The sequence below is a fragment of the Alishewanella tabrizica genome (assembly GCF_014652375.1).
GTDB classification, from domain to species: Bacteria; Pseudomonadota; Gammaproteobacteria; order Enterobacterales; family Alteromonadaceae; genus Alishewanella; species Alishewanella tabrizica.
The window spans coordinates 108459-121734 of sequence record NZ_BMYR01000008.1 but is presented as its reverse complement, the minus strand read 5'-3'; the positions used below and the strand labels follow the sequence as shown (position 1 = coordinate 121734).

12 protein-coding genes are annotated in these 13276 nt (G+C 44.7%); 4 read left to right on the top strand and 8 right to left on the bottom strand.

What is annotated here, in order from left to right; all coding sequences use genetic code 11:
- Window positions 1–16: 16 nt before the first annotated feature.
- Together IE070_RS10620 and mpl are read right to left on the bottom strand one after the other, a co-directional pair.
- Window positions 17–649: a flavin prenyltransferase UbiX gene (locus tag IE070_RS10620; protein ID WP_189483165.1), complete on the bottom strand. Its 633-nt coding sequence runs from the start codon at window positions 647–649 to the stop codon at window positions 17–19.
- Entirely contained in the window at window positions 649–2007 is a 1359-nt protein-coding gene (mpl, locus tag IE070_RS10615; protein WP_189483269.1) for a UDP-N-acetylmuramate:L-alanyl-gamma-D-glutamyl-meso-diaminopimelate ligase, read from the bottom strand. The genes IE070_RS10620 and mpl overlap by 1 nt, the downstream gene beginning before the upstream one ends.
- 287 nt (window positions 2008–2294) lie before the next feature.
- Here mpl and IE070_RS10610 point away from each other — a divergent pair, with 287 nt between their 5' ends.
- Both IE070_RS10610 and ppa read left to right on the top strand, forming a co-directional pair.
- The gene (locus tag IE070_RS10610) at window positions 2295–3269 is read left to right on the top strand and encodes a class 1 fructose-bisphosphatase (RefSeq protein WP_189483164.1); all 975 of its coding nucleotides are present in this window, start codon (window positions 2295–2297) and stop codon (window positions 3267–3269) included.
- Window positions 3270–3347: 78 nt separating this feature from the next.
- A complete protein-coding gene (gene ppa, locus IE070_RS10605; RefSeq protein WP_189483163.1) occupies window positions 3348–3875 on the top strand; it encodes an inorganic diphosphatase in 528 nt (175 codons plus the stop codon).
- A gap of 130 nt (window positions 3876–4005) precedes the next feature.
- Here ppa and IE070_RS10600 read toward each other — a convergent pair whose 3' ends face one another.
- The 6 genes from IE070_RS10600 to IE070_RS10575 form a co-directional block, all read right to left on the bottom strand.
- Window positions 4006–6234, bottom strand: coding sequence for a two-component system response regulator (locus IE070_RS10600; protein ID WP_189483162.1), 2229 nt, complete (start codon window positions 6232–6234; stop codon window positions 4006–4008).
- A gap of 95 nt (window positions 6235–6329) precedes the next feature.
- Window positions 6330–8468, bottom strand: coding sequence for a response regulator (locus IE070_RS10595; RefSeq protein ID WP_189483161.1), 2139 nt, complete (start codon window positions 8466–8468; stop codon window positions 6330–6332).
- Window positions 8469–8562: 94 nt separating this feature from the next.
- Entirely contained in the window at window positions 8563–9285 is a 723-nt protein-coding gene (locus IE070_RS10590; RefSeq protein ID WP_229797030.1) for a TIGR04219 family outer membrane beta-barrel protein, read from the bottom strand.
- Between the two features lie 106 nt (window positions 9286–9391).
- Window positions 9392–10372 (bottom strand): DUF2333 family protein, encoded by a 981-nt coding sequence (locus tag IE070_RS10585; RefSeq protein WP_189483160.1) that lies wholly within the window; start codon window positions 10370–10372, stop codon window positions 9392–9394.
- Window positions 10373–10809: 437 nt separating this feature from the next.
- Window positions 10810–11802, bottom strand: a complete 993-nt coding sequence (gene dusA, locus IE070_RS10580; protein ID WP_189483159.1) for a tRNA dihydrouridine(20/20a) synthase DusA — start codon at window positions 11800–11802, stop codon at window positions 10810–10812.
- Between the two features lie 27 nt (window positions 11803–11829).
- Complete coding sequence (locus tag IE070_RS10575; RefSeq protein ID WP_189483158.1) at window positions 11830–12060, bottom strand: DUF2798 domain-containing protein; 231 nt, start codon at window positions 12058–12060, stop codon at window positions 11830–11832.
- A 201-nt stretch (window positions 12061–12261) separates the two neighbouring features.
- On the opposite strand from IE070_RS10575, the gene IE070_RS10570 reads away from it, so the two are divergent.
- Window positions 12262–12699, top strand: a complete 438-nt coding sequence (locus IE070_RS10570; RefSeq protein WP_189483157.1) for a transcriptional repressor — start codon at window positions 12262–12264, stop codon at window positions 12697–12699.
- 102 nt (window positions 12700–12801) lie between these two features.
- Window positions 12802–13266 carry a chemotaxis protein CheX gene (locus IE070_RS10565; RefSeq protein WP_189483156.1) on the top strand — a complete coding sequence of 155 codons (465 nt, stop codon included), beginning with the start codon at window positions 12802–12804 and terminating at the stop codon, window positions 13264–13266.
- Window positions 13267–13276 lie beyond the last annotated feature (10 nt).

Genomic DNA, 13276 nt, shown 5'->3' with positions numbered 1-13276 from the left:
ACTCCTGCTAAAAGGCTTATTGGCCGCCGTAACCCCAGCGAGCAACTAATTGTTGTGATAAACCAAGCTGGTCTAGGATCCGCGCTACCATAAAATCGACGAGATCACTAAGTTGGGTTGGCTGATGATAAAAACCAGGGGCAGCTGGCATGATACAGACGCCTAAGCGAGATAATTTCAGCATATTTTCTAAGTGAATCGCGCTGAGCGGGCTTTCGCGTACCACTAAGATCAGTTTGCCACCTTCTTTTAATACCACATCGGCGGCCCGTTCAATCAGATTATCGCTAGCGCCTTGGGCAATTGCCGACAAGGTCCCGGTAGAACAGGGGCAAACCACCATTTTTTTCGGTGCAGCAGAGCCCGAAGCCACCGGCGAAAACCAATCATCTTTGCCGTATACACTGATTAATTCTGGAGCACAGTGGAAATGCGCGACTAATTGCTCGGTGCATTTATCCGGCGCACCAGCAAGTTTAATATCATGTTCGGTAGCAAACACCACACGCGCGGCACTGGAAATCAACAAATGCACTTTTATATGTTGGGCAAGCAATAACTCTAATAAGCGCCAGCCGTAAGGTGCACCAGAAGCACCAGTAAAAGCTAACGTGATTTCAGCACGCGGTTCAGAAGAATGTTCGGTCATTATGAATTCCACTTGTCAGTTAATGCAGACAATAACTTCTGATGAATACCACCAAAAGCGCCATTACTCATAATAACAATGCTATCGCCAGGTTGCGCTGTGTCTCGAAGTCGTTGCACCAGCTCATCAATGTCATAACTGACACTACCGACTTGGCTGAGCTTTGCCACCAGATCGGACATAGACCAACCGGCATGCCGTGGCTCAAACAAAAACACTTCATCGGCATTATGCAACGCTTGCGGCAAAGCAGCCTGATGTACACCAAGGCGCATAGTATTAGAGCGTGGTTCCAGTACGGCCAAAATACGCCCGTGGCCCACTTTTGCCCTTAACCCCTGTAAGGTGGTAGCGATGGCGGTCGGGTGATGAGCAAAATCATCGTATATCGCAATATTGCCAGGCGTACCTTTTAATTCCATGCGCCGCTTCGGTGCCACAAAGGCCGCCAACGCTTCGATACTTACCGACACAGGCACGCCAGCATGGCGCGCCGCAGCAATCGCCATCATGGCATTATCCACATTATGTTGCCCCGTTAACTGCCAATGCACTTCACCCAGCACCTGTTGTTGCCAACAGACTTGAAACTTGCTGCCATCTTGTTGCAGTAACTGCGCTTGCCAATCCGTGCCATAGGCTTGTCGCTCGCTCCAGCAACCTTGAGCCAGTGTTTGCGCCACTGCGGGAGTGCTTTCTGGCGAGAGCACTAAACCGCTAGCGGGAACCATACGCAATAAATGGTGAAATTGTCGCTGAATAGCCGCTAAATCAGGGAAAATATCGGCATGATCATATTCCAGATTATTAATCACTAAGGTGCGCGGCCGGTAATGTACAAACTTGGAGCGTTTATCAAAAAAGGCCGTATCGTATTCATCGGCTTCAATTACAAAAAACGGCGAATCACCCAAACGCGCCGAGCAATCGAAGTTTTGTGGTACGCCACCGATTAAAAACCCAGGATTTAACCCCGCATAATCTAGGATCCAAGCCAACATACTGGCCGTGGTGGTTTTACCATGGGTACCAGACACCGCTAAAACCCAACGCTGCTGTAATAATTGCTCAGATAACCATTGTGGACCAGAGGTATACGGCAAGTTTCGATCCAAAACATACTCTACGGCCGGATTACCGCGCGATAGGGCATTACCGATAATCACTAAGTCAGGTGCAGGGTCGAGTTGCACAGGATCATAGCCTTGGGTCAAACCAATCCCTAAATCAGCCAACTGAGTGCTCATTGGCGGGTAAACGTTTTGATCGGCCCCCGTTACACGGTGTCCAAGCGCTTTTGCTATAGCAGCAATACCGCCCATAAAAGTGCCGCAAATACCCAAAATATGAATATGCATAAATACTGCCTCGCTCTGCGGGTGCTGACGTTTATCCCGAAAATGATTCATTGTTGGCTGCATTACTCAGCGGCAACCCCAAAATTTGCTGAGTATTGTAACAAATGCAGATAAAGCTGCGATGAAAACTGCAATTTAGACAGAAATTCTTTAAAATAGCTAAGGCTGCCTACACAGCTATACTGTAATGCGCTAACTGCTGCGGGATTTGTCTTCGCATTTAGACGCTGCAACAGTGCTTATTCTTACCTAATATTTGTACAAAAAAAGAAAAAGGACCTTACATCATGCGTCGCATCTCCCCTGTACTGCAACAAGATGGCGTCGATCCTGACTTGATCTCGCTTTTAAAAACCATATTGGCAGCCTGCCGAGAAATTGCTTTCAGGGTCAGCCAAGGCGAATTAGCCGGTGTGTTAGGCTCAACCTTAGCAGAAAATGTGCAAGGCGAAACGCAAAAGAAACTCGATGTTATTGCCAACGAACTCCTTAAAGAAGTGATTTTAGAAACGGGCGTGGTTAAAGCCATTAGCTCAGAAGAAGAAGATACGATTGTACCGGGTAACCCCCGTGGTCGCTTTTTAGTGACCTTTGATCCGCTGGATGGATCGTCAAATACCGATATCAATAGTCTGATAGGAACCATTTTCTCAATATTGCCGGCCGATGCTAACAAAGAAGCGGATGACGCCAGCCAGTTTCTTCAAGCTGGCACAGCACAATTAGCCGCAGGCTATGTACTGTATGGCCCATCAACTATGTTAGCGTTAACGACGGGCAAAGGGACTCGCTTATACACCTTAGATAAAACCTACGGTGGCTTCTTGCTGACCGAAGAGCACGCCACTATCCCGAAATATACCGCAGAATTTGCGATTAATATGTCTAATCAGCGCTATTGGCAGCCGGCAATGCAGCGTTATATTGCTGACTTGCTACAAGGTAAAGAAGGGCCACGTGGCAAAAACTACAATATGCGTTGGATAGCCGCTATGGTCGGTGATGTGCACCGAGTACTATGCCGTGGCGGTATCTTTGCCTACCCGCGTGATATGAAAGATCCGACTAAGCCCGATAAACTGCGTTTGATGTATGAAGCAAACCCGATGAGTTTTTTGGTTGAGCAAGCCGGTGGCGCCAGTTCAACCGGGTACGAACGTATTATGGACATCGTACCGACCGATATTCACCAACGGGTAGCGGTGATTTTAGGATCGAAACATGAAGTGGAAACCTGCGTCGGTTACCATAAAACAAACTGATTATTCGACTAATAACTTATAGCCAATTGTATTGCCGCCCTTATAATAGCGGCATTTAATTAACCTGAGGAACAAGCGATGAGCTTAAGCGATGTAGCTGCCGGCAAGAATCTGCCAGATGAAATTAACGTTATTATTGAAATTCCGGCCAATGCCGATCCTATTAAGTATGAAGTCGATAAAGATACTGGCACAGTATGGGTTGACCGCTTCATGGCTACGCCAATGTTCTATCCGTGTAACTACGGTTTTGTAAACCATACATTGTCGTTAGATGGTGATCCAGTTGACGTGCTAGTGCCAACGCCTTACCCATTAATTCCAGGTGCGGTGATTAAGTGCCGACCTGTTGGCGTACTAAACATGGAAGACGAGTCTGGCGAAGATGCCAAAGTGATCGCGGTGCCCGTCAGCAAGCTGACTAAGCTGTATGATCATATTCAGGACATTAACGATGTGCCAGAATTGCTGAGAAAACAAATCCAGCATTTCTTCGAACGTTATAAAGAATTAGAACCAGGTAAATGGGTTAAAATCACCGGCTGGGGCGATGCAGCTGCGGCAAAAGCTGAGATTATGACCTCATTTGAGCGTGCTAAAAAGTAATTTTGAGATAACACGCGCTGAACGATCATGTTCTAGCGCGGTTCAAGCTTTATTATTACACATTCAGACTATACCCAGCATAATGTACCCAGTAAAGATACTTCTGGCTGGGTACATAGCCGCTAGCAAGCTAACAAGATCCCTGATGCTTCAGCAAAAACTGCATTAACTCTGCTGCGGGCATGGGTTTGGCAAAAAGAAAGCCTTGCACTTCATCACACCCCATATTTTTTATCACAGCCAATTGCTCGGCAGTTTCAACCCCCTCAGCAATTGTGGATAAACCAATACGCTTACCTAAGCTAACAATGGTTTCAGCAATTAAATTGCCTCCAGGCTGCGTGACGGTGCTGACAAAAGCACGATCGACTTTAATACGATCAAGCGGTAATTGCTGTAAATAATTTAACGAAGAGAAACCAATACCAAAATCATCAATAGCGACCTTTATGCCAAAATTCTTTAACTTTTGCAGCGCATCGATTACGATTTTAGGCTCATCCATTACCACCGATTCCGTGATCTCTAATTCCAATAAATAGGGTTTCACTTGATAACGACTAACCATATCAATCACGGATTTTACAAAGTGCGGCGAGCGAAATTGCGGCATAGACACATTAACTGCAATACGTAACTCACTACAGCCTTGCTGCGACAATTGTTGCAGCTGTCGACACGCTTGTTCTAATACCCATAACCCAATATCAACAATCAGCCCTGAGTACTCCGCTAGCGGGATAAAAACGGCAGGCGAAATAAAATGTCCAGGTTGATGCGGCCAGCGCAACAATGCTTCCATACCCATAACGGTATTCGATTTTAGACATAACTGCGGCTGATACCAAAGTTGCAGTTTGTCTAGAGCAAAATCAGCACGAAGTTTACGCAATAAACTTAAGCGTTCTGTCACTTCTTCTGCCATTTCAGGCTGGTAATACTGATGATGCACACCCAAGGTTTTTTTCGCTTTGTTCAGGGCGATGTAAACATGTTTCATAATCACCACGCCCTGATCAGCAGAATCACGCAGACGACAAATACCAAAGGTCGCATTCACTTGTAAACTATGCTCAAACGCTTGAAAAGGTTCAATAAACAACGCATGTAATCGCTCTGGCGTCAAATCATCCTCGGGCCCAACAAGCGCAAATACATCAGCACCGATGCGACCTAATTGTGAGCTGATACCAAAATGTTCAATTAAACGTAAGGTAATGGCAATTAACAACTCATTGCCAACCTCTTGGCCCAGACCATCATTGATATCAGAAAAGTGATCAACATCTACCAACACTGCAACCATATTGTCAGGTTCAAACCGGCGTGTATCTTGCAAAATCTGAATAAATTCGTTGCGATTAGGTGTTTTGGTCAACGGATCGATATAAGCGGCGTGTCGTAATTGTTGAAAGAGCGCGACATTCTCATAACCAATGGAGATATTACTTAAAAACACCTCTATAAGTTGTTTATCAGCGTCTTCAATTGGCCGGTTCGTTTCAATATATACTGCCGCATTATGCTTGTCGTTACCCAAAAAAAGTATGGTATCAAGATGGGTAAAAATGTGCTGTCGTGTCGCTAAACACTGATTTATTTGCGTCACAATGCGCTTATTATCTAAACGCTCTAATTGGCACTTGATAAAAGGCGCATAATGCCCTGCGGCCCCCAACACATATATTTTATCGCTAGCAGAACCATCATCTTCAATTTGCGCGCACAACACCCCTTCTGCATGCAGGCCAATTAAAGACGAAATTTGTGTTACAACGCCTTCAGAGAACTCATGCAACGAGTGTTGCTCAAGTAAATTAGCGCCGGCTTTAATAATTTTTTGTAAACCACGACGATTTTGATTAATTGTTTTTATTTGTTGATATGAGCGTAGCGACGAGATGATGGTGGTAACCAGTTTACTGCGTGTTAGTTCAGTCTTGGTTTTATAATCATTAATATCATATTCTTTAATCACGCTTTCTTCAGGCGCATAACCCGGCTGGCCCGTACGCAATACAATGCGCAACTCGTCCATCCTTAACTCATCCCGAATTTTACGCACAACTTGCAAACCGGCATCGTCAGTTTCCATCACCACATCTAACAGCACTAAAGCGGTATCGGGCTGTTCACGTAAAAACGCAATAGCCTCCTTGCCAGAGTAAGCATGGTGAAACAGCAAAGGCTTACCAAGCACAATTAAATCGCTAAGTGCCAACTTGGTAACGGTATGGATCTCTTGATCGTCATCGACGATTAGCAAATTCCAAACACCTGCAGAGGTATCTGGAGGAATGGGAGTACTCTCATCATCTGCTAAAAACAGAAATCCTTCATCTGTTTCTCTTTGTGCCATTAGCTAACCTTATCCTTATACACACTGACAAATATACCCTCTTCTGGGTGAAAAAAGGAAGGTTATTTCGTATTAAATTCGTACAGCCTATAGGTTTAATATAGCTGGTAGCGCGCTAATAGTGTTTCAAATTTGCTCGGGTCCAGCGGCTTCAATACTATATCGTTCATCCCTGCGGCTTTAAAGGCATTAATTTCAGCGGGCAACGCATGTGCAGTAAAAGCAAAAATGGGGGTTTGTTGATATCCCGCTAAGCGGCGAAGCTGAATAGCCACATCAATACCAGATATATCGGGCAAACTAATATCGAGTAAAATCATATCAAATTGCTGCGTTTGACATAGCGCAACAACTTCCGACCCCGTCAGCGCGGCCTGTAATTCTATACGTTTATGCTGCAACAGCACGGCAATAAATGCCTGATTTGTCTCATTATCATCTACCACCAGCAGCTTTTTTATGGCACGTTTGGGCAATTGAGGTAGTGAGAGCGTTTGTAAACGGTGTAAACAAAAATCTGCACTAATACTTGAGGGTGCAACAGCTTGCCAAGCAACCACGTTCAACTTAGGGACAAAAATCTGAATACTAACTTGATGCTGATAACGATTAAGCAATTCAAGCCATGTCGCATCAGGTGCTTGAGGCGGTACAAATAACAACAGCACCTCAGGAATACTCTCCTGTAGTTTTTGCTCTAATTGCATCACACTGTTACATAGCGTTAGTTCCATTGCCTGAACACTTAATGCGGGGGCGCGCTCTTGCAGCCTTTCGCTATCAGCATCGAATACAATCATGTGCTTAATGTTAGTGTTAACGTGCGCCGGTTGCACCGTAACCGGGAGAGCAAATCGAATACTACACCCTAATCCCTCTAGCGATTGAACTTTAAAATCGGCTGCCAAGACGTTTTCACAGCTTTGTAAAAACGCAATATCGGCATCACGCCATTGCCACTCTACTTGCTCGCCCAACGCCAATTGACGGGTGAAATGGACAGGCAACCCACTACCGTCACAACTGATATGCAGTTGAAGCTGTGGGTTTTTCCCTTTTTCAAGCTGCACACGAAATAAAAGCCGTTGCGCTTGCTCTGCACGCAACACCAACAATAACATTGCCTGCATAATGGCTAATAATAAAGATTCATCCATTTGCACTGTAAAATTGGTATTGGCAGAGCCTTCAATCCAGTCAATTGCCAAGTCCGCTGGCGCTAGGTGATTTAATAGTGGCAAGTGCTGCGCCAGCCAATCGCTACAACTAAGTGGTACCGTGTGCATACTCGGTGCGGTAAACTGCAGCGTAGCTTGAAGTAGATGTAATTGCTGCAAACTATTGAACACCGGGGCAGACAGTTGCTCATGCCGAAGAGATAATTGTTGATAGCGTTGCAACCAGACTGCGATTTGTTGTTGCATCGTCGTGGCGTTATCTTGGTAGTGTTGTTGTAAACGTTCTGCTTGCTCACAGGCTTGTTGGCTGTTTTCAAGCATTAATTGTAAATCCTGCACCTGATTATGCAGCTGTTTTTGTGCCTGTTCACACTCGCTGAACACCTGTTGTATCGACGCAAATTCAGCAGGTAACTCCCTGTCATTAACGTTGACGTCATCGATTTTGACCTGCGTAATTTGTGGCGCAGCTAAACGTTCAAGCCAGTAACGACGCTGACGTTCAACCCGACGCAGCACTAACCATAATAAAACAAACAGTCCCGTTAAAAGCGACCAGGTAATCGCGAAAGGCGCACGAATGCCTGGCCAGAGTTCGGGCAACTCCGGTACAACTACTAGATACGCATCTGGAATTTGAAAGGCACCGAAATGATCAACCTGAGTATACAGCGTATATAATGGCTGCACCGCTAACAGCCGTTCATAGCTATGCTGTAACTGGTACTGCCGCTGCAACACATGGTTTAATTGATCTGGCAATAATTGACTCGCTCCAGAGCGCGCGATTTGTTCGCCATTAGGTTGGTATACGGCGAGCGCAGCAACAGGTAACAGCGCACTAAACTGCAATTCGGTTAAATGACTGCTTAATTGCTCGGCAGAAGATTGCTTGATAAAAGGACGTAAGCTAACTTTCATTAACTCAGCGTACTGTTGCAGATGCCATTGCATGCGCTGCTCAGCATAAAAATGCTGCCAACTCATAAGCGCTATAAACAACAGCGCAGAACCCGCGAAATAGATCAACGCAAAATAACGTAACAGCTGCGACAAAATAACACTCTATAACAGCAAAAAAATGTAATTCACTATATGATGTTATACTCACAGTCTCAAGTATAACGCCATACTGTTAACGATTTTTCAACTAAAAATGAATATCAACACCAGCAAACACCCCTTTGAATTGCAAATCAGCATACAGTGAACTCACATCATCTAACTGAATATCAAGACTGCGATACCCCAGCTTCACGCGCATGTCCACTAAGGCGTTATCCATCAGCCTATAAGCGAAGCCAGCTTGCACATCATAAAGATGACTGCCGTCATAGCGGGTGGCACTGCCCGTTGCAAAAAGATCGAAGCCCGTAGTAAATAAGGCAATCTTGCTATCAACATACAACATCGGGATCCATTCGTTAAGGGTTTGCGCCCCCCGTAAACTGCCTGATGACGCACTAATATCGCCTTTTAATTGTTTCGCACTTACCCCCGCATCAAATGAAAAAAGTGGATTATCAAAAATCTCGTAATACAGAATATAATCTGTGCTGGTAACGTCAAAGGATGCTTGCAACCGGGATCCTGCGGCAAAGGGGGTATCAGCAAACACGAATGACTCATTTAAGCGGGTTTGCCCTTCTGTTGCCAACGACATATGCTGCAAACGGATATTAGGTAGCAAAGGAATAAAATGCTCTAATGCAATGAAATACCCTGGCTGGGTTGTATCGGCAAACTCAAACGTAGATAAACGCGTGGTATTGGCAAAACCACCTGTGGTTGAAGCGCGCCAGGCGTCTGCACCAGCATAAAGCCCAATCACACTGTCGGCATGCGCACTCGCACTGCAGATCACTACACTCATGATGACCGCCCTGCTTATTGCAAGACTAGGGCGTTTGCCGTTCCGTTGCTGTAACATCGAAAATTCCTCTAAGATCTATGTAAGCATTTAACATTGTGTCGAGTTATTACCCTTGGGTTAATAACTCTGATAAATCAATAAGCGCTGCATTTGCGCGTGAAATATAATTTGCCATCACTAAACTGTGGTTTGCCAGTACGCCAAAACCACTACCATTCAATACCATCGGACTCCATATCGGTTGTTGTGTGGCTTCTAATTCCCGGATAATTTGTTGTAAGCTGACCATGGCATTGCGCCGTGCCAACACATCAGCGAAGTCTACTTCTATGGCTTTCAAATAATGTAACAACGCCCAGGTTGCGCCTCTTGCTTCATAAAATTCGTCATCGAGTTTCCACCAACTGGTTTTCACTACCCGTTTGTCTGGCGAAAATGTAGATTGGCGCGCCGTTGCATCACCGGCTAAATCTGTGTTAAAACGCTCTTGCCCAACACTGGCACTGAGTCGCTGCGAGTAACTGCCTAAACGCTTCTCAACATTTTTTAGCCAATCACGTAAGTTATCAGCCCGCGCATAAAACTGGCTATCAGTTTTTTTAGGATCCACTAATGCACTTCGATAAAGGTAAAGTTGACCAATCGCTTTGCGGTATTCTGATTCAGCACTGGGTAAAACCCAACTACGATGATCAATATTCAACTGTGGTTGCGCAATTTTCAAAAAGACGTTTTCGGCGGATTGCGATTGCGAACGACTGAAATCCTTACGAAAAGCCAAGACTAAATCGCGTGACATCTCCAAGACGCCAAATTCCCAAGCGGGCATATTGTCTAACACGCTAAAAGGTGGCAGAACATCATTAGACATATAGCCACCGGATTTATTTAACAAGGTCTCGGTAACTCGGATCAGCGCGGTTGTGGTGGTGTAACCGACTACCTTATTACCTTCTTGTTGACGCGTACTTTGCTGTATTTCTTCGATCAATAAGGCAGGCTCACGACTCACCCACCAACTCAGCAACCACAGTACAAAAAGCAATATGGCCACAGAGACTGCGCCAATAGCAGAACGATTATTCATGAACAAACTCCCAAAACAGCTAACGCTTGTTGATTATCTTACACCAGAACAGTTACAGCGACAGCGTAAATTCACTGTTAACTGCTGAGCTAACAGAATGAGGGGGGGCTTTATAACGCCGCGGTTTACTGAAGTGCCAAACCAAGAACGCGGGGATCATCCCTAAAAACAATCCCAACACAGGCAGGAGGTAAATCAGTATTAAGGTGGTATCAAGTAGTCCTAGCATCATCCTATGCTCGCTTATATCGTTTAGAGACGTGTTACGTACCATAAGCGCTTTCAAGGGTTATGCCAGCGGATAAAAATATCCATGCAATTGATTTTATTAATAAAAAAGAAATCAGCAGAATTGATAAAACGTGCAACACTAAGCTAAAAACTAAAAAGTGGTGAAATTCACCACTTTTTACAAAAAAACATGCTACTACCCTGCTTTATCCATGCTCATTAAACGATTCTGGTACCAAACCTAAGGCTTGCACGAGTAAGGCGGGGGTTGCATCGGCATGGTGTCCCTGCTCGCTTAATAAGCGGCGCCACAAACGGGCGCCAGGTCGCCCCTGAAAGAGTCCCAACATATGCCGAACAATGTGCCAAAACCGCGCGCCTTGCTGCATTTGTTGCTCAATATAAGGCAACATTAATCGTACCACATCATGCTCTGATAACGTGGACTCTGCCGCTCCATAAAGCTGTGCATCAACTTGGCTCAATATGAAGGGATTTGTATAAGCCTCACGCCCCATCATTACACCGTCAAGAACAGTTAATTGTTCAGCGGCTTGCTGTAGCGTTTTAATACCCCCATTAATACTGATGTCCAGCATCGGAAAATCTTGTTTTAACTGCTGTACTCGGCTGTAATTTAGCGGAGGAATTTCGCGATTCTCTTTCGGACTTAAGCCTTTCAGCCATGCCTTGCGTGCATGGACAACAAATTGCTCACAGCCAGCAGCAGATACTATCTCGACAAAGTCTTGCAGAAACTGATATTCATCTGACTCATCAATACCAATTCGGGTTTTGACAGAAATAGGAATCGCCACAGCATCTTGCATCGCCTTAACGCAATCACCTACCAAAACAGGGTTCGCCATTAAGCAAGCGCCAAACATACCATTTTGCACCCGATCAGAAGGACAACCGACATTAATATTGATGGCATCATATCCGCGCTGCTCTGCCAACTTGGCACACTGCGCCAACTCGGCCGGATTAGAACCGCCAAGTTGCAACACCAACGGATGTTCTTCCATATTAAATGCCAGATAATCACCTTTACCATGAATAATGGCACCAGTAGTAACCATCTCGGTATACAACACACTGTGCTTTGTCATCAATCGATGAAAATAGCGACAATGTTTATCGGTCCAATCCAGCATCGGAGCCACAGAGAAACGCTGTGGAAGTAAAGTCTTTTTCAAAAAATGCTCTTTTTAACTGAGGGAAATTTAGGGGCGTACTAAAAAAGCCGTTAATTTTTTTACAACCGGTAACACCAATAACAAGGAGGGAAATGCTATCAACCAAGATAATCCCCACGCACCCAGCCAACCTGTGACCGTAAAAGCAGCCCAGCCAACGCCTTTTAACGTACTAACAAAAGACACGATAAAGGTCATCAATATAGACAACAGTAACGGCATAATGAACCCTGCGGCTTTTGCCGGAAATTTTAACATGACATACCTGAGCTTAAAAACCAACACAACGGTGCCAATACCAGTTCTAAAGCCGATTATACCGCAGTAGGTGCAAAAAATCAGCGCAGGTTACCAGGATGAGGTCATTTATTGCCTTTAAGCCTGTTGTAAAATGCGCGCAAACATGGCGAACAGCAGGCAATATGATACACTGCTCACAGAGGTTACGGGAGAGAAGCGATGTCAACAGAAAGTTTAGTGGCACGAGCCAGAACAATTTGCGAACAAAATGGAGCGCGTTTTACCGCTATCCGTGAAAAAGTCTTTCGGCTCATGGCTGAGAACCAAGGCGGTCAAGGGGCGTATGACTTACTTGAACAATTAAAACAAACAGAACCTGCCGCTAAACCTGCCACAATTTATCGTGCCTTAGAATTTTTAACAGAACAGGGTTTTATTCACAAGATTGAATCTAACAATGCATTTATGCTGTGCCATCATTTTGAAAAACATCACCCAGCACAATTATTAATTTGCGAAGATTGCGGCAATGTCACTGAACTGCACTCAAGCGCTTTACATACTGAGTTTAGTCGGCAAGCAGCAGCATTAGGTTTTCATGTGCATCATCAAACTATCGAAGCACGTGGCAAATGTAATAATTGTCATAATAATTAATTAAGTAAATGCTTACATCTCTTGTGTTGTAATGAAAAAACTTCTAGGCTTAACGAAGATTGTCCCGAGAATAACGTAAATTACTACGGATAGGCATTTTAAATGAATGTTGAATACATAAACCCTTTTTTATCTTCATTAGTTAACGTGTTATCCACTATGGCCAATACTAAAATTGTGCCAGGTCAACCTCGTATAAAAAAAGAAGAAGTGGCACATGGTGATGTCTCGGGCTTGATTGGCATGGTAGGCCCGACAATGAAAGGCTCATTTTCTGTTAGCTTTGACGAGTCATTAGCCTTAGAGATTATGTTTAGAATGCTGGGCGAACGCCCCACAAACATTAATGCAGATGTAACAGACATGGTCGGTGAAATTACCAATATGGTAACAGGTGGGGCGAAACGCATTTTAGGCGAAAAAGGGTATGATTTTACGATGGCCACCCCCATTATTGTGTCGGGGAAAAACCATACTATTACGCATAAATGTGAAGGCCCGACCATTTTAATGCCATTTAACTCCGATTTCGGTAAAGTCCATATCGAAGTGAGTTTTGACAAATAACCGCGAATAG

What these genes read in the sequence shown, in the direction of transcription:
- IE070_RS10620 (WP_189483165.1), bottom strand. Translation starts at nt 649, where the DNA reads ATGACCGAACATTCTTCTGAACCGCGTGCTGAAATCACGTTAGCTTTT.
- mpl (WP_189483269.1), bottom strand. Translation starts at nt 2,007, where the DNA reads ATGCATATTCATATTTTGGGTATTTGCGGCACTTTTATGGGCGGTATT.
- IE070_RS10610 (WP_189483164.1), top strand. Translation starts at nt 2,295, where the DNA reads ATGCGTCGCATCTCCCCTGTACTGCAACAAGATGGCGTCGATCCTGAC.
- ppa (WP_189483163.1), top strand. Translation starts at nt 3,348, where the DNA reads ATGAGCTTAAGCGATGTAGCTGCCGGCAAGAATCTGCCAGATGAAATT.
- IE070_RS10600 (WP_189483162.1), bottom strand. Translation starts at nt 6,234, where the DNA reads ATGGCACAAAGAGAAACAGATGAAGGATTTCTGTTTTTAGCAGATGAT.
- IE070_RS10590 (WP_229797030.1), bottom strand. Translation starts at nt 9,285, where the DNA reads ATGAGTGTAGTGATCTGCAGTGCGAGTGCGCATGCCGACAGTGTGATT.
- IE070_RS10585 (WP_189483160.1), bottom strand. Translation starts at nt 10,372, where the DNA reads ATGAATAATCGTTCTGCTATTGGCGCAGTCTCTGTGGCCATATTGCTT.
- IE070_RS10575 (WP_189483158.1), bottom strand. Translation starts at nt 12,060, where the DNA reads ATGTTAAAATTTCCGGCAAAAGCCGCAGGGTTCATTATGCCGTTACTG.
- IE070_RS10570 (WP_189483157.1), top strand. Translation starts at nt 12,262, where the DNA reads ATGTCAACAGAAAGTTTAGTGGCACGAGCCAGAACAATTTGCGAACAA.
- IE070_RS10565 (WP_189483156.1), top strand. Translation starts at nt 12,802, where the DNA reads ATGAATGTTGAATACATAAACCCTTTTTTATCTTCATTAGTTAACGTG.